Raw genomic sequence first — 24779 nt, 5'->3', positions numbered from 1 at the left:
GACAAGAATAATCCTAAATCAATCCACCCCAAAAGGAATCATTAACTATTAAAAGTCAAAAATTTAGATTTAAATTCTAGAATTAATGTTTTTTTGAAAGGAATTTAACAAGAAAAAGCCGAATATAAACATCGGGTAGCATATAAAACAGGCAACATATTCCGTTCACAAAACACGCAAAAAAGCGTGAAAAAGGAGTTGGCCTCCCACGGTCCGAATGAAGCGCTCAAAATAATGTGTCACCGCTGCCGCTGAAGACTGCTCTTCATCGGCAGCGATTGTGCTTAGCAGCCCCCTAAATAAGCCTTTCTCACCTCCTGATTGCTCAGCAGTTCTGCACCGCTGCCGCTCAGGCGGATTTGCCCATTGACCATCACATAGCCCCGATCGGACAGCTTCAACGCGTGATTGGCATTCTGCTCTACCAGGAAAATCGTCATGCCACCATTGGCCAGTTCGCGCAGAATGCTGAAGATCTGCTTGACGATGATCGGTGCCAGCCCCAGGCTAGGCTCATCCAGCAACAGCAACTTTGGCCGGCTCATCAGCGCACGGGCTATCGCCAACATTTGCTGCTCACCGCCGGACATGGTCATCGCCCGCTGGTTACGCCGCTCTTTCAGGCGGGGAAACAGCTCATACATACGTTGCATATCTTCAGCGGCATAGCGGTCACCAAGGGTGATGGTGCCCATCAGCAGATTTTCCTCTACGCTCATGTCGGGGAAAATCCGCCGCCCTTCTGGGGCCTGCGCGATGCCGCTACTGGCCACAAAATGTGTCGACCGCTGGCTGATATCTGTCCCCTGAAACAGGATCTGCCCACCGCTGATGCGGGGTTGGCCAAAGATTGACATCAGCAAGGTGGATTTCCCCGCCCCGTTGGCCCCGATCAACGCTACGGTTTCCCCTTGCCTGACTTGCAGTGATACCTGTTGCAGCGCCTGGATCGGGCCGTAATGAACATCTACCTCGCGAAATTCCAGCATCACCTCGCTCATCCCGCCAGCTCCTCTTCGTCTGCGCCCAGATAGGCGGCGATCACGCTGTCATTGTGTTGGATCTCCTGCGGCGTCCCCTCGGCGATCACATTGCCGTGATCCAGTACGATCACCCGGTCGGAAATCTCCATCACCATGCCCATATCATGTTCGATCAGCAGCACCGTAATATCATGATGCTGGCGCAAAAAGCGGATGATCCGGCTCAGGGTGGCGGTTTCCACCGGGTTCAACCCGGCGGCGGGTTCGTCCAGGCAGATCATTTCCGGGGTGGTGCACATCGCGCGGGCGATCTCCAGCCGCCGCTGCTGGCCGTAGGACATCTCCCCCGCCAGCCGGTTGGCACAGTCCACCAACTCGACCACCTCCAGCCAGTAAAATGCGCGGTCCAGTGCTTCATTTTCTGCCCGGCGATAGGCAGGCGTATTGAGTACGCCAGCAATCAGGTTGCGGTTACTCAAACGGTGTTGCGCCACCAACAGGTTCTCCACCACCGACATCTCACGGAACAGGCGGATATTCTGGAAGGTGCGGGCCAATCCGGCACGGTTCACCAGATGTGTGCCACCAAACATTTTGTAGTACAGGCGCGACCCCAGCTGCGCGGGGTTAATCCAATCCCCTGCACGGAATTTCTGCCCGAGGATACGGATCACATCAATGGGCCGTTTGTGAGTATTGAGCAGGATCGCTCCGCCGCTGGCACGGTAAAAACCCGTCAGGCAGTTAAACACTGTAGTTTTCCCCGCGCCGTTCGGGCCGATCAACGCGGTGATCGACCCACGCTCTACTTCCAGGTTCACATCGTTCAGCGCTTTGATGCCGCCGAAGTGCATCATCAAATGTTCAACGCGCAAAATGGCATCGCTCATGGTGCAACCCCCTTGCGTGGCGTAAAGCTGCTACGGCTGATACGCACCAGGCCGCGTGGCCGCCAGATCATCATCAACACCATCAGTACGCCAAACAGCAACACTCGATATTCGGCAAAGCTGCGCAGCAGTTCCGGGGCCACCGTCAGCACAAAAGCGGCCAGCACCACGCCGATAGTCGATCCCATTCCCCCCAGCACCACGATCGCCAGGATCAGCGCCGATTCAAAGAAGGTAAACGACGTTGGATTGACGAACCCTTGATAGGTAGCAAAGAACACCCCGGCGATACCTGCGGTGGAAGCTCCCATCATAAACGCCGAGAGTTTGACCAGCACATGATTAAGCCCGAGCGAACGGCAAGCAATTTCATCTTCACGCAGTGCCTCCCACGCTCGCCCTATTGGCATATGCGTCAGGCGGTGTTTGACAAACAGCACCAGCAACACCACCAGACACAATACGGCGTAGATAAAGATAAACTTCAGGTTGGGGTTGTAGGTAATACCAAGAAACTCGTGGATCGGTACTCCCCCTTCCTTGGCTCGGCGGCCAAATTCCAGGCCGAACAGGGTCGGAGCAGGAACCGAAACGCCGTTTGGCCCGCCGGTCAACGACACCCAGTTATTCAGCACCAGGCGGATGATCTCACCAAAGCCTAGCGTCACAATCGCCAGATAGTCACCGTGCATACGCAGCACAGGGAACCCTAGCAACGCCCCGGCCAGCGCCGCCATCAACGCCCCCAGCGGCAACATCGCCCAAAAGCCCAGACCAAGATACTGATAGCCCAGCGCCAGGCCGTAGGCACCAATGGCATAAAACGCCACGTAACCCAGATCGAGCAGCCCGGCCAGCCCCACCACAATGTTCAATCCTAGCCCTAACAACACATAAATCAGGCCGAGGATCGCCACGGTCAGCAGGTATTTGGTCGCCATAAACGGGAACAGCAATGCCAACACCACCAGTAATGGCAGGATCCAACGCAGGCTCGTTCTGGCTCCGACTGGCCGAACATAAACACCGTCATTGCCCCCTTCAAAACGCGCCGACACCCTGCGCCCCAACGGCGTTTGCAAAAACAGGCTGAGTAACAGCCGCCCCACCATCACTACCGCGATAATCACCACCAGGCGGTGTGGCTCGAAGTTGAAACTGTAGCCGTCCAGCACAATGCCGACGATCGGGCCAAACACAATCAGCGCGATCAGGCCCGCGAGAACGGCATCCAACAGGCTGCGTTTAATACTCAGCCCTTGATGAACTGTGGATTGAGACATAGTTTCCCTCACACCTTAGCGACCATTGGCCGCCCCAGCAGGCCCTGAGGGCGGAAAATCAGGATCACCACTAGCAGACCGAATGAAAACACATCCTTGTAATCCGAGTTCACCATGCCGGCGAACTGTGCCTCTGCCACCCCAAGCAGCAAGCCTCCGAGCATCGCGCCGGGCAATGAGCCAATGCCCCCCAGCACCGCTGCGGTGAAGGCTTTGACGCCGATAATAAAGCCCACGTAAAAATCGAAGGTGCCGTAGTTCATGGTGACCAGCACCCCGGCCAGCCCGGCCATCGCCGCGCCAATCACGAACACCAGCGAGATCACCCGATCGGTATTGATGCCGAGTATCGATGCCATCTTGCGATCCTGTTGGGTAGCCCGGCAGATACGCCCCAGGCGCGTGCGTTGGATCACGTAGGTAAGCACCGCCATACCCAATAGTGCAGCGACCAGAATAAATACCTTGGTATAGGTAATCTGGATCACACCGCCATCAAAATTGAGCCGAAAAACGCCGTCCAGCAGCGTGGGGATCCCCTGCTGGCGCGGCCCCTGACTAATTTGCGCGTAGTTCTGCAAAATCAGCGACATACCAATGGCAGAAATCAGCGGAGCCAGACGCGTGGAGTTACGCAGCGGTTTATAAGCAATACGCTCAATCACCCAGCCATAAACGCCGGTAACCACGATGGTGAAAACCAGGGTGCCCAGGATCAACAGCGGGAAAGAGTGCAGACCAAAGAAAGAGAGCAGCGCCAGGCCAATCGCACACAGATAGGCAGAAATCATATACACCTCGCCGTGGGCGAAGTTGATCATGCCAATAATGCCGTACACCATGGTGTAGCCGATGGCGATCAGGCCATACACCGCGCCAAGGGTCAGGCCGTTAATCAGCTGTTGCAGGAAGAATACGTCCATAATAAGCAATCTCACCTGATGGGCGGGCCGCAAGTTCAGCACCACGCGGCCCAAAGGAGGTTAAGGAACGGATCCGCCACAGGCTCGGATCCGTTGATCTTTACATCAGAGCTGGTGATATTTGCCTTTGTCATCCCATTGGTAGACCACGTAGTCTGATACCTTCAGGTCACCTTTTTTATCCCAGGCTTTTTTCCCCATCACGGTATCCACATCGTGAGATTTCAGCCACTCGCTGGCTTTGGCACTGTCTTTACCGCCGGTGGCATTGAACGCTGCAGCGATGGCCTGAATCGATGCGTAGGAGTACAGCGTGTAACCTTCTGGCTCAAATCCACTCTCGCGGAACTTGGCAATCACCGCCTTCCCTTCTGGGATCTGACGCGGATCGTTACCGAAGGTCATCAGCACGCCAGTGGTGTACTGTGGCCCACCGGCCGCCGTTACCAGCTCCTCGGTAACAATACAGTCGCCGGAGAAGAATTTGGCTTTTACCCCTTGCTCACGCATTTGGCGCACCAGCGGACCTGCTTCTGGGTGGCAGCCGCCGAAGTACACCACGTCTGGATCCACCGAGGCGATTTTGGTCACCAGGGCGTTAAAGTCTTTCTCACCGCGCGACAGCCCTTCATACATCACTTCCTTCACGCCACGTTTGTTCATTTCTGCCTTGGCGGCATCTGCCAGCCCCTGGCCATAGGTGTCCTTATCATGGATGACGGCAATCTTCTTCGCCTTCAGGGTATCCAGCATGTAATTGGTGGCGATAACCCCTTGCTGATCGTCGCGGCCACACATGCGGAACATGTTATTCATGCCACGTTCGGTGATTTGCGGGTTAGTGGAACCGGGTGTGATAGCAATGATCCCAGCTTCGTCATAGACCTCCGAAGCGGGCATGGTGGAAGACGAGCAGAAGTGCCCAACTACCGCAGCGACGTGATCCTGATCGACCAACCGGTTAGCAACCGAGACTGCCTGCTTAGGTTCACAAGCATCATCGCCTTGCACCAGCTTGATTTTTTCCCCTTTAATCCCCCCGGCCGCATTGATGTCTGCGGCAGCCTGCGAGGCCCCACGCCAGTATTGATCCCCATAGGTGGCATTTGGGCCGGAGAATGGCCCGGCAACGCCAATCACGATATCGGCATGTGCAGAAAAAGCCGTACTAAAACAACCAATAAGCAGAGCAGCAAGCGGGGTTTTTAGCAATCTCAATGACATTTTGCATTCCTCAGCACTGTTTTAGCGAAAGACCGTAGACCCGGCAGATTGCAGATTGCGGCCAATAACGGCGGCAGTTGCAGGACGACGGGTAAATGACGTGGAGCAGTCACTTTATTTGTAGTCGGGGAAAATAATTTGCGCGAGAGCGCAACCGATTTACCCGCGTTTATCCAAGCAAAAATCTAGCCATTGTGACGGCGCATACAAAAATAGAGCCGATTTGCTGGCGCTCTCAGCCGTAAAAATGAGGAGGCTCACTGGTTTTAGCGGGCAACGAGCGATAGAAAAGAACGCGGAGAATTTGCTGGCGCACCTTGCTGGTGCAACTGGAATGCATTTTGGATGAGCAGAAAACAAAAACGCTCCCTAAGAGAGCGTTTTTGGTACAACACCATGTATTCCCGGAACATCTGAATACGGGGTATGCGCGTTAGGCGCCAGTCACACGCTCGATCAAAGCATTGGTCAGGTCGGTGCTGATGCGGTTACAGGTTTTGGCAATGCGGAACTGATAGGCAGCATCCATGATTTGATGGATTTCGGTGCTGACGTTGTCACGAATACGCATGTAAAGCTTGGCCTGCGCCACGATATCGTTCAATTCCACGCTGCGGGTTTGATACAACCGCGGGCTAACCTGTTGCAGAGCATTCAGCTCTTTCATGCATGGATACATGATGTCATCGGTACCCACAGAAGCCATCGGCTGAGCTGGCTGCGTAACGGTAGCACTCGGCGTGACTGGGGCTGGCGCTGGAACACCGGCAGCGGTTGCAGGTTTGTTTTTCGCAGTCTGACACCCTGCCAGCAACACACACAATGCAGCTATGGCGATTGTTTTTTTCATTACTAAAAAACTCCGGGAAACAAAGGAACGGCGTGGTTTACCGCTATAAAAATGGCTTGGCGTAGCATAGAGTAATAAAGCAAGCATTGACAAGATCTGCGAGGGCCTCATTACTGCTATCAGCATAGAATGCCCGCCAGAGTAACATAGAAAAATCTTAAAAAAAATCACTTATCGCCAATTAGAACGACTTACCATTTTGATTTAAATCAACTTTTCTGGAAAAACCAAGCATCTGGCAGATGAAAAATAAAAAAACAATCTCGATCACAGTTTGGTAAAAAATAAGCAGATATTTTGGGTTTTCGCTAATGGCCCATTCAGATGGCATCAAGACCCTTCCTGATTAATTTATATTCGGTGAGTAGTGTTTTTGTGGGATCGCTTTATGACGGTGCTACTTAGCATTCTGTCATGGTCGTTAAGCTGCATGTTGAACGCGCTGATCTTTTCCTCATGGTTCCGCATTTTACGCGTTGTTAACCAAAGCAAAGTGCCGAAAAACGAGCCAATATGCTCAATCTGGCAGCAAACGCACTTTTCCCTCACTTTAGTGCTTTGACAAACCCAATACGCCTCGCTATTATTCGCCTCGTTCACACGATTCCTCTGTAGTTCAGTCGGTAGAACGGCGGACTGTTAATCCGTATGTCACTGGTTCGAGTCCAGTCAGAGGAGCCATATTTAGAGAAGCCCGCTTAGGAAACTAAGCGGGCTTTTTGCTTTTCAACGGTGTCTCAGCAGTTCGCCCTATTCCCTATACTTTCACATGCTCCCGCCGTAAATGGTAATCCACCTGGTACTCGCTGGCATTTCTGAACATCACCGAGTAATTCACGAAATCGCCGCTGTCGCTGTATGACAGCGAGGTGATGCGCAAAATAGGTGTCTGTTCATCGACATTCAGCAGCTTCGCCATCTTTTTATCGGCCAGCACAGGCGTGAGGCTCTCATAATTGCCGCGCACGATGATGTGGCATTCATCTTCGATATAGCTGAATTTTGACCCCTCCAGGTGGGCAACGGACAAATTGCGATAGAGCTTCGCTGGCATATAGCTGTCTTCTACCATCAGTGGCTTGCCGTCGACCGAACGAACCCGGCGCGAGTAGTAGATCCGTTCATCAATCTTGATGCGCAGCTGGCTGGCGATAGCGGGTGGCGCGGGCATAATAGTAAACTCCAGCACGTCGCTTACCACCTCCTTACCCTGATTGCGCATTACCTCGATAAATCCGGTCAGGTTGGTGGTTTCATGATGCACATCTTTCTTCGCGACATACGTGCCGCTACCGTGGCGGCGCTCCACCAATCCCCACCCCACTAGCAAATCTATCGCTTTGCGAATAGTCATGCGGGAGACGCCAAACTCTTCTGCCAGGCGAACCTCCGCAGGCAATGGGCTGCCAATATGATAATCGGCGGAATTGAGCCGAATGCGTAGTCTGTCGGCTATGGATTTGTAGATCACTGATAGACCTCTCTGGAGTTCCGCGCTGCGCTTAAATAATCCACACCCTATAAATTAATAGGCTGTTTTTATTGAAGTTGCAAACAACCTCATCAAGTGAAAATTCCAAGCGAAATCGTCGTGTACAGTTTTATGACGAAAAGTAGACAACTTGGTGCAAACAAAAACCATGAATGCGATCACGAATCGGTGCGACGGACAAAGATAACCCCTCACGTACTCCCTACTCTGCTTCTCAGACCCGCGTTGAAGAATAAGGTCACTTCCCCTACAGGTTGTTACATGAGGATTTAACATGCTCAGTCAAATACAACGTTTTGGTGGCGCAATGTTTACCCCGGTCCTGCTATTCCCGTTTGCCGGGATTGTGGTCGGTATCGCCATTATGCTGCGTAACCCGATGTTTGTCGGCGAAGCGCTCACTGCACCCGATAACTTATTTGCGCAAATCGTCCATATTATTGAAGAAGGCGGCTGGACGGTATTTCGTAATATGCCACTGATTTTCGCCGTGGGTTTACCTATTGGCCTGGCAAAACAGGCTCAGGGCCGCGCCTGTCTGGCTGTGCTAGTCAGTTTCATGACTTGGAACTACTTCATTAACGCAATGGGAATGACCTGGGGCCAGTACTTTGGCGTTGATTTTAACGTCGACCCGGTGGCGGGAACCGGGCTCACGATGATTGCCGGCATCAAAACGCTCGATACCAGTATTATCGGTGCGATTGTGATTTCCGGATTGGTCACCGCTATCCATAACCGCTATTTCGATAAACAACTTCCCGTTTTCCTCGGTATTTTCCAAGGCAGCTCATTCGTGGTCATTGTTGCCTTCTTCGTCATGATCCCTTGCGCGTGGCTAACCCTGTTCGGCTGGCCAAAAGTACAGATGGGGATTGAATCACTGCAGGAATTCCTGCGCAGCGCTGGCTCACTCGGCGTATGGGTTTACACCTTCCTTGAGCGCATCCTGATCCCAACGGGGTTACATCACTTCATCTATGGCCCATTTGTCTATGGTCCGGCAGTCGTGGAAGGAGGCATTCAGGTTTACTGGGCGCAGCATTTGCAGGAGTTCAGTCAAAGCACGCTGCCGCTGAAAACGCTGTTCCCAGAAGGTGGCTTTGCGCTGCACGGTAACTCGAAGGTGTTTGGCTGTCTGGGGATTGCGCTGGCTCTCTATGCCACCACGGCATCTGAAAATCGAGTGAAGGTGGCAGGCCTGCTGATCCCCGCCACGTTAACGGCGATGCTGGTCGGCATTACCGAACCACTGGAATTTACCTTCCTGTTTATCTCGCCGGTACTGTTTGTCGTCCACGCATTTCTGGCCGCTACCATGGCGACGGTCATGTATATGTGCGGCGTGGTGGGCAACATGGGCGGCGGTCTGCTTGACCAGTTCCTGCCGCAAAACTGGATCCCGATGTTCCACAACCATGCGTCAATGATGTTCACCCAGATTGGCATAGGCCTGATCTTCACTGGCCTCTACTTCGTGGTGTTCCGCTTGCTGATCCTGCGCTTCAACCTGAAAACGCCGGGCCGGGAAGAGGCCGAAATCAAGCTCTACAGCAAGGCGGATTATCAAGCATCCCGCCAGCAAACTACGGCAGCGAAAGAAACCAAACAAGGCCAGGCTGTCGGTTTTCTCGAAGCACTTGGCGGAGCAAACAACATCCTGAGCGTCAACAACTGTGCGACCCGCCTGCGTATTACCCTGGTGGATATGTCGCTGACGCAAAGCGACGACATTTTTAAAGCGCTGGGCGCCCACGGTGTGGTGCGACGCGGCAACGGTATACAGGTGATTGTGGGGCTGAACGTCCCGCAGGTCCGCGACCAGATCGAAAACCTGATGAAAGACGCTTCTTCGAGCGAACTTAAATCCATGACGGAGGCAGTATCATGAATAAATTCTCTGTAGTTGTAGCTGGCGGTGGTAGCACCTTCACTCCAGGTATCGTACTGATGTTACTGGCAAACCAGCACCGTTTCCCGCTGCGCGCCTTGAAATTCTATGATAACGATGGTGCGCGCCAGGAAACCATTGCCGAGGCGTGCAAAATCATCCTGAAAGAACAGGCACCAGACATTGAATTCAGCTACACCACAGACCCCAAAGAGGCATTTACCGATGTGGATTTCGTGATGGCACACATCCGCGTGGGCAAATACCCGATGCGTGAAAAAGACGAAAAAATCCCTCTGCGCCACGGCGTGCTTGGTCAGGAAACCTGTGGACCAGGTGGAATTGCTTACGGTATGCGCTCCATCGGCGGCGTGCTGGAAATTGCCGACTATATGGAGCAATACTCACCAAATGCCTGGATGCTGAACTATTCCAACCCGGCGGCGATTGTGGCAGAAGCAACCCGTCGTCTGCGCCCTACGGCGAAAATCCTCAACATCTGCGATATGCCAATCGGCATTGAAAGCCGCATGGCACAAATTGCTGGCCTGAAAGACCGTAAAGAGATGCGCGTGCGTTATTACGGGCTGAACCACTTCGGCTGGTGGACATCTATTGAGGATCTTCAGGGCAACGACTTGATGCCTAAAATCCGCGAGTACGTGGCTAAATTTGGCTACGTTCCGCCGTCAGATGAACATGGTACGGAGGCTAGCTGGAATGACACCTTCGCCAAAGCGAAAGATGTCTGGGCGTTGGATCCAGAAACCTTCCCCAATACCTACCTGAAATACTATCTGTTCCCAGACTACGTAGTAGAGCATTCCAACCCAGAGCGTACCCGCGCTAACGAGGTCATGGATCACCGCGAGAAGCACGTCTTCGGCTCCTGCAATGCCATTATCCAGGCGGGTAAATCCTCGGCAGGCGAGTTGGAAATCGATGAGCATGCCTCCTACATCGTCGATCTGGCAACCGCCATCGCCTTCAACACCCAGGAGCGCATGCTGTTGATTGTGCCAAACAACGGCGCTATCAATAACTTCGATCCGGAAGCCATGGTCGAGATCCCCTGCCTGGTTGGCAAAAGTGGCCCGCAACCGCTGGTGGTTGGCAATATTCCGCAATTCCAGAAAGGGCTGATGAGCCAGCAGGTGGCGGTAGAAAAACTGGTGGTCGATGCCTGGGAACAGCGTTCTTATCAGAAACTGTGGCAAGCCATTACGCTATCCAAAACCGTGCCGAGCGCATCGGTTGCCAAAGCAATACTTGATGACTTGATTGAGGCGAACAAGGACTACTGGCCTGAGTTGAAGTAAGTAAGGATAGCGTTACCACTTTCCCCTCCCTTAATCCCTGTACAGGCCGAGGAGGGGGAAGATTGGAACCGGAGTTAAATAGGCGCAACATGCAGCGCCCCTACAAAAACGCGTTTTACCAACGTAACACGTTGCCTGCATAGTCAATAAAGTGGTGCCCTCCTTTGCCGCGCCAGGCCAGAACCTGGCTCACAATGCCAGAGCAGCTTTGTTCGACAGTCAGCGTGGCATTCGTTCCGCCCATATCCGTTTGTACCCAGCCCGGATGCACCGACAGCAAAGTCACCTCCTGCAGGGCAGCGGTATCACGCAATCCGCGCGTTAACATATTCAGAGCAGCCTTGCTGGCGGCGTACAGCGGATAGGTCGCCGCTTCGTTCTCATTTAGACTGCCCAACTCCGATGTCATCAACGCCATCACGCCGGTTTGCGGTTTCACCAGCGGTATTAACGCTGCCGCACAGCGAACCGGGGAAAAGGTATTGGTCATAAACAGTTCAACGATCTCATCATCATTCGCCTGGGTAACGTCCTGATGGGCTGGCCCGTAAACACCTGCGTTGATAAAGATAAGATCGAATTGTTGTGACAACAGCCGTTCTTTCAGGGCAATCCTTTCATCATGATGATTGATATCTAATTTCAGCCATTGCGTGTCAGCCGGGCTATCGGCAGGCACCGCGCCGCGACAGGTTGCAACTACCTGCCAGCCCTGCATGGATAGCTGCCTGACAATGCCTAAACCTATTCCGCGTGATGCACCGATGATCAGTGCCGAGAATGGAGATGTCATGATTTTCTTCCTAATGCTGATAGCGGTCGGTTTCCCGCTCCTGAATTACTCTGGGTCCACGTGGGTCATTTTGCCCATCACAAAGGCTAAATTAGCCGCCGCGATCAGTGCCGCAGCGTGGGCATCGGTACTCATCTGTTGCGCATAGAGCAGACCATTGGCAGCCTCGTTGGCTACGGTGATGGTCCCCACGCCGTTGCGATAAGACTCCAGCGCGGCGTCGTAGGTAATAAACGCGGTTTTTACCAGGTTCAATGCTGCCTGGTTGGCTTCTAGCGCGGATTGTAACGTATCGGCCGCCACGATAATCTCACGAACCGCAGCCTCCTGCGTCTTTTGGAAAGTCTCGTTTGCCACGGCGGCACGTGATTCGGCCTCTTTCACGCGGGCAGCCCGTATCCCACCATCGTAAAGCGGAACGGTAACGCCCAACAGAATGCTAGAGGACGACGTTTGCTGGCCAATGGACGGCAATCCCTGAATGTCAAAACGCCCATCGCCACCCGCGACCGCGCTGGCAAGATAAACCTTAGGCAGAAAATCCGCCTCTGCCGCCTTGATACCGGCAGTAGCGGCCTGAGCAGCAGCATAAGTTGCCAATACGTCTGGCCGCTGAGAGAGCGCCAGCTTAATCATCTGCTGGGTTGGCGCACTGGCCGTCTGCGGCAAAGGTTTATCCTCGGCATAGCCCACTTTGATTTGCGATGAGGCAGAAATGCCCATGGATGCCAGCAAAGCCTGCCATGCGTCACGTTCCGTTCCCTGCGCAACAACGCGATTCAATTCAGATTGCGCGACCTGCTGGCGTGCCTGTGCAACTTCCACCGTTGTCGCAACGCCATTTTTGTTACGCGCCAAGGCAGCATCGAGGATTTTCTGGCTATTGCGCAGCGTCTCCTGCGCTATTTTTCGGCGTGACTGGGCCGCACCGTATTGGTAATAGCTGCGCGTAACCTCATAAATAATCTTTTGATGCATGCCGTTAAAGGCGACGTTGGCGGCATAGGAGGTGTGCTTGGCCGCCTGTTGCAAAGCGCTACGTTGGCCAAAATCAAAGATTAACCACTGCAACGCCAGTGCCGGCACTACCGCGCTGCCGGAGGTGTCCAGATCGTGTTGGTCGCCAATGTCATAGGGCAACGGCGTTCGCGTTCTTTGGTAGCCGCCAATCACGCTGGCTGAAATCATCGGCAAAAATGTCGCTTCAGCCATGCCTACGCCCAGCGCTGCCTGCCGCGCCTGTTGCCAGGCGATGCGGGTATCCGGGTTTTGCATCTGGGCGATGTCTATCAGCTCAGGTAACTGATAGATCTGCTGCTGGTTGATCGCAGGCGGTGCAGGAAGTTCCGCTACCGCCGGGTTGGCCGGAACAGCAAATTCATGACTGCTGATGCCGTCAGGTGTCCAGGGAGACGAAGGGCTAGCCGGAGCCAACGCCAGTTGGTCCGTGGCACAGCCTGCTAACAGACATAATCCCACTGCCGTGCTGAAAGTTCGTATTTTGAAAGTCTGAGTGCGCGGCTTCATCCAAGAAGTTCCTCAAGTCGCCTGATGCTTTGTTGGATCTCAAGTTCAACGGCGGGTGACAAACCGTTGTTGCTGCCTGTTGGTACTGAGGGATTAATCACTCCACCGCTCGAGGAAAGCCGGCTAAGCCGTTCCACATCGGAGAAGGACTTATCAAAGGGCAAAAACAGCGCCGGACAGAGGTTTTCCATTTCGCCAAGGATCGCTTGCAGACGCCGGTATTCTTCGGGAGAGGGGCGTAGCGATCTTGGCTCAAAAGGAACCAGCCTTAGCGCCTCCCGTGCCGTAGTCAGTTCTTCTTCAACCTCTGCCGCCTGTCTTATCGCTGCCGGGCGCTCTGTTGGCGATAACGCGGCAAGATTGCTTAATCCCGTGACCAGGCTGCGGATGCGAGTGCGGACAAAATCAGCAATGGCGACGGGCCACACGTAAGTGAATATCAAATACACCACCAGATTCCCCAGCAGGATCCCGAGTACCCTATCGAGCGCAACGCCCAAATCCGTACTCGGACTAAAGCCATGTAACACGGTCAGTAAGAATGCCAGTCCGATTTGTATGCCCGCATAAGCAATCCGCTCATTGCCGCTCGATACCCAGGCACTGAGCAGCAGCGCGCCGAATACCAACGCCATTAACTGGCCGATATCACTAAGCGACGGAACAATAAAAATCAGCGAAAGCACGCCCATCAATGCGCCTATCAGGCAACCAACAATGCGTAACGTCAGCTTGTGTACTGTCTCTCCCGCCGTGCCTAACGCAGCGACATAACAGGTGATCATGGCGGTATGAATATCTTGCCAGTCCAGTGCGGTATAGACGAGATAACAGATCACGCTGGCCGCCGTGGTCTTTAAGGCAAATTGCTGATGGACGGGATTGGTAAAGGCGTCTGCGGCTAAAAATGAGGCTTTGGGCGCACTGGTGTCTACCGCATTATCTGGCGTTGCAAGTTGCACCAGCGCGTGGGTGACTTCGTCATTTTCCCCACTCTGATTAAACGCTGGGGGTTCAATCCCCCGGCCCGCGGCAATAGCCTCGGCGGCGGAACTGCACCAGTCCGCCAAATTCGGGCGAGTTAACGCCGGTTCGGTTTTATTGAGGGCTGAAATGGCCAGCAGTAACCGATAGCTGCTGTTGACAGCGGCGGTTAACCAGGCAGCCTCTGCGGCAGGCCGCAGATGGAAAATGCGCACGAACATAGCCCGCTGTTGATGTTCGCTCTGCCCTTCCCGCAACAGCTCCTCTACTTTATACAGGCTGGGGGCATCCGGGTGGCGTAAAGCCTCACCGGCAACCGCTAAGCGCTCTGCCAGACTTGCGCGTAGCAGTTTCCAGGGAGGCCGCCCGATGAAAAGATTAAAGGCTACCAATAGCAGCATCGGGGATGCGGCCATCAGCCAGGCATACAGCACCGCGCGTACCGCTAACTCTCCATTCGGCGCATCGCCAAGTAGCGACATGATGAAAGCGATCACCAGCGCAATAATGCTGCCCACCGGCCCGAGCTTGCTCGCCGAGCCTAGCCAGAGAAAGGCAAACGAGCTAAGGACCAGCACCGCCATGCGTAAAGGCGCAGATTCCAGGGTATAAGGCAGGATCAGCAAGATCAGCCCCACCACTATGGGCACGAGCAGGGTCACCGCAATGGCCATCGCCATACTTTCGGCGGCGTCTGGTTTCATCACGAACAAAATCAGATAGCAGCTAATCGCTGATTCGGGGATACCGTACAGCATGGCCACCAGCGTCATCAGTGCGCAAAGCGCACCGACCCGCCAGGCCATCGCCAATCGGCCAGGGAAATAGGCCAAATCGCGTTTCAACTGGCGCAACATTCTGCCCCAGGGGCTGTCAGCAACCATGGTCGTCTCGTACTATTGCTACCGCGCTGGCACCAATTCGCATCAACTCCGCCGGCGGATCTTTAAGGGTGATCCGCACCGGGAAACGCTGTTCGACCCGCACCCAGTTCAGCGATTTTGGGACATAGGGCAGATTTCGTGGAATGTTAAACTGCTCCTCGGAGCTGATCCCCCAGCCAATCCCCTCCACTTTGCCCTGAATCGCACGCTGACGATCGGCCATAACATATACCGTGGCGCAATTCCCCGGTTTGATGTGCGCCAGCTCTGTTTCGCGAAAGTATGCCGAGGCGTGCCAATGGTCGCTATTAATCAGCGTAAATACCGCCTGATCCGGCATCACAAATTCCCCCGCCGAAACATTCAGTCCCACTACCAGGCCATTATGCGGCGCTCGTATCTGGGTATTTTCCAGTTCTTGTTCGGCAATGGCCAATGCGGCGCGGCGTGCGCTGAGCAGGGCCTCAGACTCCGCAGCGCTGCTGATTAATGCCTGCGAAGCGACGGTTTGCTTCAGCGCCTGTTTCAGGCTGATTTCCGCATCGTGTTTGGCTGTCTGGGCATCGTCCACCTGCTGGGCGGTGACATACCCCTTGCCCAGCAGTGGCTGAATGCGCGCCAGAGTCTGGGTGGCAAGCTTGAGGTTGGCTCGCGCCCGGTTTACCTGTTCATCGGTAATAGCCGCATTAGATTGTTCTGCTATCATCGTGCGGTGCTGAGTATCCCAGGCAGCTTGCGCCATCTGCAGTTCCGCCCGTGCCTGCTCGACCCGCAAACGATAAATCGTGGGATCGAGGGTGAACATCACCTCACCTCGTTGGACCCTGCCGTTTTCTGTCACATTAATGGACTGAATACGCCCAGGTACGGAGCTGCTGACGTTCACCACGCTAGCACCGATGACCGTATCCTGCGACGTGGGATTTAACGTGTTTTGACGCAGCGTCAGCCACCCTGAAATAGCGGCAGCAATAACGATAACCACCCCGATGACGATCGCTATCCGACGTTTATTGCCCGGTTGTTTTAACGTGTTCATTTTTAGCGCACTTAGAATAAAAGCGATGACATAAAGGCTACGGCGAGCGCCAGGCAGGTATAGACGAAGAGTCGCCACGGCAGAACTTCGTCAATTCCTGCAAAAATCAGCAGAACGCGCGCTCCTATCGCTACCACGAGGCCAATCCCAGCACAGGCTAGCCAGGCTGGGAAATAAGAGCCGAGCATGGAAAATGCTGGCGCACCAAAGTCACGACACCCGATGAGGCTAAAGGTGCTGACCAGCAATAAGGCCAACGCTCCGTAACGCGTATGGCCTGAACGAAAAAACACAGGCCCCCGGCGCTGACGAAAAGAGTGTGCGCTTGCCATTTTATCTCCCAAAACCGCATTGCGGCGCTGTATTAAACCGCGCTGTTTACCAGCGTATTTTTATAAATTTGCCCATTTTTCATGATCATCTGAAATGCTTCCTCAGGCTGGGCCAGCAGTTGAATATCCGTTAGCGGATCGCCGTCGACAATGATCATATCGGCCAGGGCGCCTGCTTCTATCACCCCGAGCTTCTCGGGATAAGGGTTACGCGGGCCGGAGAGCGCGCAAAGTTCGGCATTGACGCTGGTAGCCATTTTAAGAATTTCGAGAGGCGTATACCAGCGGATCAGCTTGGCAAGCTGGGCGCCTTGACGTGTGGCAAGCCTGGCGTCGAACAGTGTGTCGGTACCCCAGGCGGTCTTGATGTAGTGCTTTTTCGCCAGTTGGTAGGCGTTATCGGTTCCGGCGGACATCACCAGTTGCTTGGCGCGTGAAGCCGGGTTCGCCATCGGTACGGCATCTTCATCGTCCAGGAAAGGTTGCAGACACCACCACAGATTCTGTTGCGCCATGAGCTCCACGGTTTGTTCATCCACCAACTGGCCGTGTTCGATGCATTTCACGCCGCCTTTGATTGCCATGGTGACAGCGCGGGCCGTATAGGCGTGAACGGTCACGTAGGTACCCCAATTTTCCGCGGCGGTCACCGCCGCCTGGATTTCGGGCACGGACCCCTCCGTTACGTCAATACCGTCATAGAGAGAGGCAACACCGCCACCGGCCATAAATTTGATCTGGGATGCCCCCCTCATCAGCTGTTCCCTGGCGCGCAACAGCACCTGGTCGGCACCATCAGCAATGGCGGTTATCCCCACCCGCTCGATATAGCTCAGGGAGTCCGCGGGTGCACGTGGGACTTCGCTCAGCATGCGAAAATCACCGTGGCCGCCGGTCTGGGAAATGAACGCCCCGGACGGATAAATGCGCGGGCCAACCGTAATCTGCTCATCAATCGCACGTTTCAAACCAAACACCGGCCCACCCATATCGCGTACCGTGGTGAAACCACGCAGCAGCGTTGCCTGTGCTTCGGCAATCGCCAGCGCCTGGATATAGTTAAAATCGGCCGTCATCGCCGTCATCATGGAAGGACGAGCCATGATGGCATGCCAGTGCGCATCAATCAGGCCGGGCATCAGTACGCCACCGTTGCCGTCTATAATCGTTGCTTCCGCTGGCGGAGGCGTATCAGCAGGTTCAATCGATTTGATTTTGTTGCCTTCAACGATAACCTGCATGCCCTCGCGCAGTTGGTCAGAAACCCCGTCAAAAATCCGTACGTTGATAAACGCTTTCAGCTGCGTAGCGCTGGCGGTTGCATTGGAATGTGTGGATTGTCCTGCGGGTATTGCTGCTGCGACCGTGGCTGTCGTTATCGGCGGCGCTTTCGCCGCCTGGCGGGTTAGCACCGTATTAATGCGTAAAAATGCCGGGCTGTGGCATAGGCATGCCTCAGAATGTTCGTGGGCAGGCAAGTCCATGGCGCTTTGCTGCATAACACATCACTCCTTATCAAATTAAACCGACTTCGCGGGTAACTGCAGGTTTTGTTTAGAGTAATTGTAGAACGTAATCCTCACAACGCTTTATTTTTCAATAATTTTATATCTTCATTAATAAAACATTATTTTGCAGTGGATAAAATCAGAATTACCTTATCAATCGAGAGTAAAGTCTCATTAATTAATTTAACGTTATCACAACCATGACGTAACAACATTTAAATTACCGGCATAAAAATCCGAGTGAGAACACCCCAATGAATCGCCCCTCACTTTTTTGGGGGATATTGAGAAAATGACCAACAACACAACCCTCTTTATCGCTGATTTTAAAAGAAAAACATTATATTTAAAATGATTTCCTGCCTTTTTCACAAAATGTTCTAGAATTAACGCCAAGACGTAGTGGCGTTAGTAGAGCACAGGGGGCGGTTTTACGTAATCCTGCCGAGTATATTGGAATATAAAAATCAAGAGGGTTTTTATGAGTACAAACAACCAGGAAAATAACAGCAATGTTAATGATGATGTTTACTCCTCGATAGATTTGGCCATTTCGCTACCAAAATCTGGATTTCCAGACTCAGAGCGAAATCCTCGCCATGTATTCAGTGCCATTCGCGATGAATTAATGTTGGACGGTAACTCACGGCAAAACCTGGCGACATTCTGCCAAACCTGGGTTGACGAAGAAATTCGTGACCTGATGGATCTGTCTATCGACAAAAATATGATTGATAAAGACGAGTATCCACAAACGGCCGAAATTGAAGCCCGCTGCGTGCGCATGTTGGCGGACCTGTGGAAATCACCGTCGCCGGACACCACGCTGGGCTGCTCCACCATTGGCTCGTCAGAGGCCGCTATGTTGGGGGGGTTGGCGTTAAAATGGCAATGGCGCAAAAAGCGTGTCGCACAGGGCCTAACCACCGATAAACCCAATATGATCTGCGGGCCGGTACAAATTTGCTGGCACAAATTCGCGCGTTATTTCGACGTGGAATTGCGAGAAATTCCACTGGAGGGCGATCGTCTGATCATGATCCCGGAAGAGGTACTGAAACGAGTCGATGAAAATACCATAGGTGTGGTACCCACCCTCGGAGTGACCTTTACCTGCCAGTACGAGCCGGTAAAAGCGGTCAGCGACGCACTCGATAAGCTGCAAAAAGACACCGGACTGGATATTCCTATTCATGTCGACGGTGCCAGCGGCGGCTTTCTCGCCCCATTCTGTGCCCCCGATCTGGAATGGGATTTCCGCCTGCCACGCGTAAAATCCATCAATACTTCAGGCCATAAATTTGGGTTAGCCCCTCTGGGTGCGGGCTGGGTGGTGTGGCGTGAAGCGACAGACTTGCCCGAAGAGCTTATTTTCAACGTCAACTATCTTGGCGGCAATATGCCCACCTTTGCGCTCAACTTCTCACGCCCTGGTGGACAGATCATCGCTCAATACTACAACTTCTTACGCCTTGGCCGCGAAGGCTACGCCAAAGTGCATAATGCCTGCTATGCCACGGCCCAGTATCTTGCCGACGAGATCGGTAAGCTCGGTCCGTTTGAAATCCTGTTTGATGGCGACAGCGCCAAAGGCATCCCGGCGCTGGCCTGGAAACTGAAAGAAGGCGCCAATATCGGTGGCTACACGCTATATGACCTCGCCGATAAATTACGCTCACGCGGCTGGCAGGTACCTGCGTACTCCATGCCAGCAAATCGGGAAGATCTGGTGATTCAGCGTATTTTAGTACGCCACGGGGTGAGTTTTGACCTGGGTAGTCTGTTGCTTGACGATCTGAAACGAGCGCTTGAGCATTTCGAGAATCATCCGGTCGTTAATCCACTTTCGGAAGATGAAGCGGCCGGCTTTAACCACGGCTGATCCGCAGTTGGCCTGTTAATGGAGTGGCACGCTCCTCGCCACTCCTGTTAACCATAAGAAATCAACTGGCAAGCATCTTCGCTTGTCCCAGGAGAATTGCCATGGCTACCTCTCAAATCATCGCTGCGCCAAAACAACTCACGCTGTTGGGCTTTTTTGCCATAACAGCATCAATGGTGATGGCGGTTTACGAATACCCAACGTTTGCAACCTCTGGTTTTTCACTGACCTTCTTCCTGATACTTGGCGGCTTGCTGTGGTTCATTCCGGTAGGATTGTGCGCCGCTGAAATGGCAACGGTTGAGGGTTGGCAGGAGGGTGGCGTGTTTACCTGGGTTTCTAAAACCCTCGGTGAGAAATGGGGATTTGCCGCTATTTCGTTTGGCTATTTGCAAATCGCAATCGGCTTTATCCCGATGCTCTACTTCGTGCTAGGGGCGCTTTCCTATATTCTTAACTGGCCCGAACTCAATAACGATCCGATAGTTAAGACCGTCGCCGCACTGATTATTTTATGGGGCCTGGCCTTGACTCAGTTTGGCGGCACCAAGAATACCGCTCGCATCGCCAAGATTGGTTTTTTTGCCGGTATCCTGCTGCCAGCCGCCATTCTGGTGATCCTGGCCGTCACTTATCTGCGCTCTGGTGCTCCCATTGCGATTGAAATGAATGCCGAAACCTTCTTCCCGAACGTCACCAGCATGAGCACGTTAGTGGTGTTTGTGGCCTTCATCCTAAGCTATATGGGAGTGGAAGCCTCCGCTACTCACGTCAATGAGATGAAAAATCCGGGCCGCGATTATCCGCTCGCCATGCTGCTGTTGATGTTCGCGGCGATTTGCCTGAGTTCAGTCGGCGGGCTGTCCATTGCCGCCGTGATCCCCCATGAGCAAATCAACCTCTCTGCGGGCGTGATGCAAACCTTCACGGTGCTGATCAATCATTTGGGGACGGGCTTTGAATGGGCTATCCGCGGTATCGCTGCGCTGTTGCTTCTGGGCGTGCTAGCTGAGATCGCGGCATGGATTGTCGGGCCTTCCCGCGGGATGTTAGTGACAGCACAGCAAGGGATCCTGCCCGCCCGTTTTGCCAAAATGAACAAAAACGGCGTGCCGGTGGTGCTGGTCATTTCCCAGTTACTCATCACCTCGGTGGCACTGATTGTGCTGACCAATACCGGGGGTGGCAATAACATGTCGTTCCTGATTGCGCTGGCGCTGACGGTGGTGATTTATCTTTGCAGCTATTTCCTGTTATTCCTGGCTTATATCCAGCTGATCCGCAAACAGCCGAATAACAAACGCACCTTTAATATACCGGGAGGCAATGGAGTTAAAATTGCGGTTGCTGTCATCGGTTTGCTGACCTCTTTGGTAGCCTTTGTCGTCTCCTTCTTCCCTCCTTCGGGGCTACCGGGTAGAGAAGCCAACGACGTCTATGCCGGTTTACTGGTCGTTTGCTTCCTGGTGGTGCTGGTCATCCCCTTCATTATTTATGCACTACATAATAAAGCGGCTGGAGCGAAAAATATCACGCTGGTGCCAATCAGCACGGATAGCGCTCAGGAAGGGCATTTCTTCATCCATCCGAAGGCACGTAGCCCGCACCACATCATTGTTGATGGTAAAAAGGTTCACTGATCCTCGATTATTGGGTGGATGTGCGGCAACGCCATCCGCCTCTTTACCTCCCCGGTTAACCAGCCTTCAAACGACTCAACTCAGTGAGTTTGCCAGCGCTAAAGGCGTCATAGCCAACAGCGGATGGGTTTTCATCAACGCAAATGACCAATCCACAAAGCTTCTTACCCGAACCGATAAATGCTTGCCGGTGGGGTAGATAATATGAATTGGTCGTGGGGCAAAGTGCCACTCGGGTAACACCGGCTGCAAGAGCCCACTCTTCACATAGCTTTCCACCGCGAAGGGTGCTCCGGAGCAGATGCCCGCCCCGGTAAGGCAAGCACTCATGGCCACATCGGGATCTTCGATCAGCAGGCTGCTGTCGCCTACTACCGCAATGCTCTGGCTTGCCGATTGCAGATGCCAGGTAAGCTGCTTACCGCGCTGAATGCCAAAACCCCCAACCCATCGATGATGCTGAAGATCTTCAGGCTGCCTGATAGCTCGCGTTGAGCGGAGAAAATGAGGGGAAGCATAAAGGCCCATCTGCACATCGCAAACGTGCCTGGCCACCAGCGTCGAATCTTCCAGATTACCGCCGCGGATCGCGCAATCAATGCCTTCCTCAAACAAATTACTGATGCGATCGCTGCTGGTAAGCCGCACCACGATCTCTGGAAAACGTGCCTGAAAGTCATGCAACTGAGGTGCGAGGATCCAACGCGCAATCGAGGCCAAAGCCTCTATACGGATCTTGCCGCTCGGCGTTGTCACCCCGCCGCTGAGCCCCCCTTCCAACTCATCAATTTCCGCGAGAATATGCTGGCAGCGCTCAAAATAGGCACTGCCATCCTCCGTCAGGCTCAACGCCCGGGTCGTTCGATGCAACAGGCGCACGCTCAAGAGGCGCTCGAGATCGCTAATACGCTGGGAGATCCGCGCTTTGGGAAGCCCCATGGCGATAGCCGCACGGGTGAAACTTCCGGTTTCAACCACTTTGACAAAAGTGGCCATGGCTGCAAGTTTGTCCATTTGTTCACAAATATTGAACAGAGTTAGCTTTTATAGTCTATTTATTAATTTTTGCTGTCAAATATCATGACGATCGCGATCTCAACCAAGCTTGGAGTCTTCATCATGATGCAATGCGATCCCACCACTGGCAGTTGTCTTTTGCCTGACGAGCCCTCTGATACACAACGGCAACCCACTGCGCCCAGTGATATAGTCATTCGCTACGTCGGCGATCCGATGTGCTCCTGGTGCTGGGGCATGTCACCCGTGGTGAAGAAACTGGCGGAGTATTGCGAGCAACATGGCCTGAGTTTTGTGATGACCATGGGTGGCTTGCGCGCTGGTGGCGGCGATGCTTGGAACTCGGCATTCCAAGCCTTCTTAAGGGATGAGTGGGATCACATCCAGAAAACAACCGGCCAACCCTTTGGTTTCAGCCTGCTGGAAGCAGAGCAATTCAATTACGATACCGAGCCGGCCTGCCGGGCGGTCGCAACAGCTACTCTGCTGTTGGTTGAGCGGGGTTTACCTTCCTCGGCAGCGTTACCGTTTCTCGCAGCAAGCCAGTACAAATTCTATGTAGATGGGCAGGATCCTAAAACCGTGGCGTTTTATCGTGACATCTGTGACCAGGTTGGCCTGCCATTTGAAGAATTCAGCCAAACCTTTACGTCACAACAGGCCAGAAAGGCGGTTAGCCAGGACTTTGCGCTATGTCGCCAATGGGGCGTTCGCTCCTTCCCCACCCTGTTGCTGGAACGTCAAGGTGAGATATCGCTGCTATCTTCGGGTTACGTTGACACCGAGACATTGCTTAACCGTCTCAACGCACAGTTACCCCCTGTTGCAGAGCACACCACGGAATAGCCCTGTTTTTTATACAACCACCCGTCACGAAAAGGATCACGACATGAGTGTCATTTTACAGATTGATTTTAGTTTCCCAGCCGACCAGCTTGGTGCAACCCTGTCCAAAAATGCGCAATCGCTGGCCGAAAGCATCAATCAAGAGCCGGGTTTCATCTCCAAGATATGGACTGAGAATGAGCATACTGGCGAGGCGGGTGGAATATACTTTTTCGAAAACCGAGCGTTTGCCGAAAAATATGCCGAACACCACGTCAAACGGGCTGAGGCGATGGGGGCCAAAAATCTTCATCTGAAAATATTCGACATCAACCTTCCCCTGACCAAAATCAACCATGGCCAATATGAGTGATTATTGTCCTAAAAATTGAAGCACAAGGTGCCCCGTCAAAGGGAAGCCAATTTATTCGATAAAATTAATGTAATCATGGCATTAACGGAATAACTGTATGTGATCGCCCGCGACTTAACAAGTCGGTCAATTGATTTTTCACCAACAATTGCCACGAAAACGACAGTTTGAAGCGAAAAAAATCATTTGTTTTCGCTATTATTAGTCTTTCTCTGGCCAACTCTAAATACCAACACCAAACCCAATAGGATTGCGGCCATACCTAGCAAACTGAGTGCCGGTAATACGTTGCCTAAGAACAGATAATCCATGACAGCCGTAACAACAGGAACCAAATAGAAAAGGCTGGTCACGTTGACCATATTTCCACTGCGGATCAGTCGATACAACAAAAACTGTGCTCCAACGGAGATAACCAAACCCAGCCATAACAGTGGCAATAGGAACCCCACTCCCCAGTCGACCTCAAAGGGTTTAAATGGCACAAAGCAAAGGCAGAATACCAAGCTGACAAGATACTGAAGAGGCATCACTTCCTGGGGTGACTGCTGCACTGTTTTTTGTAATAGCGCCCCTGTCGTCATGCTGACTAGTGCCAACAGGGCAAAAGCCAATCCCAGGACCGACATCCTAGCAAAGCTTAGCCCTTCAAATACCACCAGAGTCAAGCCACACAGAGCCAATACCAAACCGCCTAGACGAGCTAACGAGAAATTCCGCTCGGTAAGCACCAATGTAAGGATGGGTTGTGCGCCTAGGATAGTGGCAAGTACGCCAGGGGTGACCCCATGCTCGAGAGCCAGAAAGTAGCAAATCGAATAACCGCCAATAAGCAACACTCCTGTCAGTGCTACTTTCCCACGAGTGCCCGACTTCGGCAGCAATCCTCCGCTAAAGCTGGCGATGACGACGAGCAGTGACAGCGCGAGAATAAAGCGCAAGGTAAGGATGGCGAACGCTGAGCTGTGGTCAAGCCCCCAGCGTGAGAAAATTGTAAGCGTCCAACGAAGGCCGTATTGACTAAGGTCGAGTAAGTTATTCTGTTGGCAGTGTTATACGCCACGGCAGTAGCTCACTGACCCGGTTTATCGGCCAGTCGGCAATCACATTCAGCACATGA

At 53.2% G+C, this 24779-nt stretch carries 22 protein-coding genes and 1 tRNA gene; 7 read left to right on the top strand and 16 right to left on the bottom strand.

All coding sequences use genetic code 11. The features are described from left to right. Positions 1 to 284 precede the first annotated feature (284 nt). The 6 genes from ACMV5H_RS22170 to ACMV5H_RS22145 all read right to left on the bottom strand — a co-directional run bounded on the left by ACMV5H_RS22170 (position 285) and on the right by ACMV5H_RS22145 (position 6153). Positions 285 to 1001 (bottom strand): ABC transporter ATP-binding protein, encoded by a 717-nt coding sequence (locus ACMV5H_RS22170; protein ID WP_414822485.1) that lies wholly within the window; start codon positions 999 to 1001, stop codon positions 285 to 287. After that, positions 998 to 1873: an ABC transporter ATP-binding protein gene (locus tag ACMV5H_RS22165; protein WP_024485157.1), complete on the bottom strand. Its 876-nt coding sequence runs from the start codon at positions 1871 to 1873 to the stop codon at positions 998 to 1000. Before ACMV5H_RS22165 ends, ACMV5H_RS22170 begins: the two co-directional genes overlap by 4 nt. Beyond that, on the bottom strand, positions 1870 to 3156 hold the full coding sequence (gene livM, locus ACMV5H_RS22160) for a high-affinity branched-chain amino acid ABC transporter permease LivM (protein WP_115158135.1): 1287 nt from the start codon (positions 3154 to 3156) through the stop codon (positions 1870 to 1872). Before livM ends, ACMV5H_RS22165 begins: the two co-directional genes overlap by 4 nt. A gap of 8 nt (positions 3157 to 3164) precedes the next feature. Beyond that, a complete protein-coding gene (locus tag ACMV5H_RS22155; RefSeq protein ID WP_021180268.1) occupies positions 3165 to 4079 on the bottom strand; it encodes an ABC transporter permease subunit in 915 nt (304 codons plus the stop codon). A gap of 105 nt (positions 4080 to 4184) precedes the next feature. Further along, positions 4185 to 5303 carry a branched-chain amino acid ABC transporter substrate-binding protein gene (locus tag ACMV5H_RS22150; RefSeq protein WP_021805814.1) on the bottom strand — a complete coding sequence of 373 codons (1119 nt, stop codon included), beginning with the start codon at positions 5301 to 5303 and terminating at the stop codon, positions 4185 to 4187. 433 nt (positions 5304 to 5736) lie between these two features. After that, entirely contained in the window at positions 5737 to 6153 is a 417-nt protein-coding gene (locus tag ACMV5H_RS22145) for a hypothetical protein (protein ID WP_021180266.1), read from the bottom strand. A gap of 605 nt (positions 6154 to 6758) precedes the next feature. Here ACMV5H_RS22145 and ACMV5H_RS22140 point away from each other — a divergent pair. After that, positions 6759 to 6834, top strand: a tRNA-Asn gene (locus ACMV5H_RS22140). A 76-nt stretch (positions 6835 to 6910) separates the two neighbouring features. Here the strand turns inward: ACMV5H_RS22140 and ACMV5H_RS22135 are convergent. After that, positions 6911 to 7624 carry a GntR family transcriptional regulator gene (locus tag ACMV5H_RS22135; RefSeq protein WP_021805816.1) on the bottom strand — a complete coding sequence of 238 codons (714 nt, stop codon included), beginning with the start codon at positions 7622 to 7624 and terminating at the stop codon, positions 6911 to 6913. A gap of 295 nt (positions 7625 to 7919) precedes the next feature. On the opposite strand from ACMV5H_RS22135, the gene ACMV5H_RS22130 reads away from it, so the two are divergent. Together ACMV5H_RS22130 and ACMV5H_RS22125 are read left to right on the top strand one after the other, a co-directional pair. After that, positions 7920 to 9536, top strand: a complete 1617-nt coding sequence (locus tag ACMV5H_RS22130) for an alpha-glucoside-specific PTS transporter subunit IIBC (protein ID WP_115158136.1) — start codon at positions 7920 to 7922, stop codon at positions 9534 to 9536. Next, positions 9533 to 10855, top strand: a complete 1323-nt coding sequence (locus ACMV5H_RS22125) for a 6-phospho-alpha-glucosidase (RefSeq protein WP_021805818.1) — start codon at positions 9533 to 9535, stop codon at positions 10853 to 10855. The genes ACMV5H_RS22130 and ACMV5H_RS22125 overlap by 4 nt, the downstream gene beginning before the upstream one ends. 115 nt (positions 10856 to 10970) lie before the next feature. Here the strand turns inward: ACMV5H_RS22125 and ACMV5H_RS22120 are convergent, their stop codons facing one another. From ACMV5H_RS22120 to ACMV5H_RS22095, 6 genes are read right to left on the bottom strand one after another with little or no spacing between them, the layout of a single operon-like run. After that, complete coding sequence (locus tag ACMV5H_RS22120; RefSeq protein ID WP_115158137.1) at positions 10971 to 11648, bottom strand: SDR family oxidoreductase; 678 nt, start codon at positions 11646 to 11648, stop codon at positions 10971 to 10973. 45 nt (positions 11649 to 11693) lie between these two features. Then, complete coding sequence (locus ACMV5H_RS22115) at positions 11694 to 13175, bottom strand: TolC family protein (RefSeq protein WP_414822484.1); 1482 nt, start codon at positions 13173 to 13175, stop codon at positions 11694 to 11696. Beyond that, on the bottom strand, positions 13172 to 15043 hold the full coding sequence (locus ACMV5H_RS22110) for an FUSC family protein (RefSeq protein WP_414822483.1): 1872 nt from the start codon (positions 15041 to 15043) through the stop codon (positions 13172 to 13174). The genes ACMV5H_RS22115 and ACMV5H_RS22110 overlap by 4 nt, the downstream gene beginning before the upstream one ends. Beyond that, the gene (gene mdtN / locus ACMV5H_RS22105; protein WP_094981613.1) at positions 15033 to 16082 is read right to left on the bottom strand and encodes a multidrug transporter subunit MdtN; all 1050 of its coding nucleotides are present in this window, start codon (positions 16080 to 16082) and stop codon (positions 15033 to 15035) included. Before mdtN ends, ACMV5H_RS22110 begins: the two co-directional genes overlap by 11 nt. Before the next feature lie 11 nt (positions 16083 to 16093). Continuing rightward, positions 16094 to 16414: a YtcA family lipoprotein gene (locus ACMV5H_RS22100; protein ID WP_172413924.1), complete on the bottom strand. Its 321-nt coding sequence runs from the start codon at positions 16412 to 16414 to the stop codon at positions 16094 to 16096. A gap of 32 nt (positions 16415 to 16446) precedes the next feature. Next, positions 16447 to 17913, bottom strand: a complete 1467-nt coding sequence (locus ACMV5H_RS22095) for an amidohydrolase family protein (protein WP_414822482.1) — start codon at positions 17911 to 17913, stop codon at positions 16447 to 16449. Between the two features lie 490 nt (positions 17914 to 18403). Here ACMV5H_RS22095 and ACMV5H_RS22090 point away from each other — a divergent pair, with 490 nt between their 5' ends. After that, entirely contained in the window at positions 18404 to 19804 is a 1401-nt protein-coding gene (locus ACMV5H_RS22090) for a glutamate decarboxylase (RefSeq protein ID WP_414822481.1), read from the top strand. 101 nt (positions 19805 to 19905) lie between these two features. Beyond that, a complete protein-coding gene (gadC, locus tag ACMV5H_RS22085; RefSeq protein WP_179253276.1) occupies positions 19906 to 21444 on the top strand; it encodes a glutamate:gamma-aminobutyrate antiporter in 1539 nt (512 codons plus the stop codon). A gap of 75 nt (positions 21445 to 21519) precedes the next feature. Here gadC and ACMV5H_RS22080 read toward each other — a convergent pair whose 3' ends face one another. Further along, a complete protein-coding gene (locus ACMV5H_RS22080; protein WP_179253275.1) occupies positions 21520 to 22458 on the bottom strand; it encodes a LysR family transcriptional regulator in 939 nt (312 codons plus the stop codon). A 105-nt stretch (positions 22459 to 22563) separates the two neighbouring features. Here ACMV5H_RS22080 and ACMV5H_RS22075 point away from each other — a divergent pair, with 105 nt between their 5' ends. Together ACMV5H_RS22075 and ACMV5H_RS22070 are read left to right on the top strand one after the other, a co-directional pair. Continuing rightward, entirely contained in the window at positions 22564 to 23307 is a 744-nt protein-coding gene (locus tag ACMV5H_RS22075) for a DsbA family protein (protein WP_414822480.1), read from the top strand. Between the two features lie 43 nt (positions 23308 to 23350). Then, positions 23351 to 23659 (top strand): monooxygenase, encoded by a 309-nt coding sequence (locus ACMV5H_RS22070; RefSeq protein WP_094981616.1) that lies wholly within the window; start codon positions 23351 to 23353, stop codon positions 23657 to 23659. A gap of 182 nt (positions 23660 to 23841) precedes the next feature. Here ACMV5H_RS22070 and ACMV5H_RS22065 read toward each other — a convergent pair whose 3' ends face one another. Both ACMV5H_RS22065 and ACMV5H_RS22060 read right to left on the bottom strand, forming a co-directional pair. Beyond that, complete coding sequence (locus ACMV5H_RS22065; RefSeq protein ID WP_414822488.1) at positions 23842 to 24651, bottom strand: DMT family transporter; 810 nt, start codon at positions 24649 to 24651, stop codon at positions 23842 to 23844. A 43-nt stretch (positions 24652 to 24694) separates the two neighbouring features. Next, positions 24695 to 24779, bottom strand: an 85-nt coding sequence (locus ACMV5H_RS22060) for a hypothetical protein (protein ID WP_414821777.1), incomplete at its 5' end; no start/stop codon positions are given.

It is taken from the genome of Serratia sp. N21D137, assembly GCF_047530005.1.
Classification (GTDB): domain Bacteria; phylum Pseudomonadota; class Gammaproteobacteria; order Enterobacterales; family Enterobacteriaceae; genus Chania; species Chania fonticola_B.
Note: the sequence above shows the minus strand (reverse complement) of the source record. Positions and strands in the feature narration are given on the sequence as shown.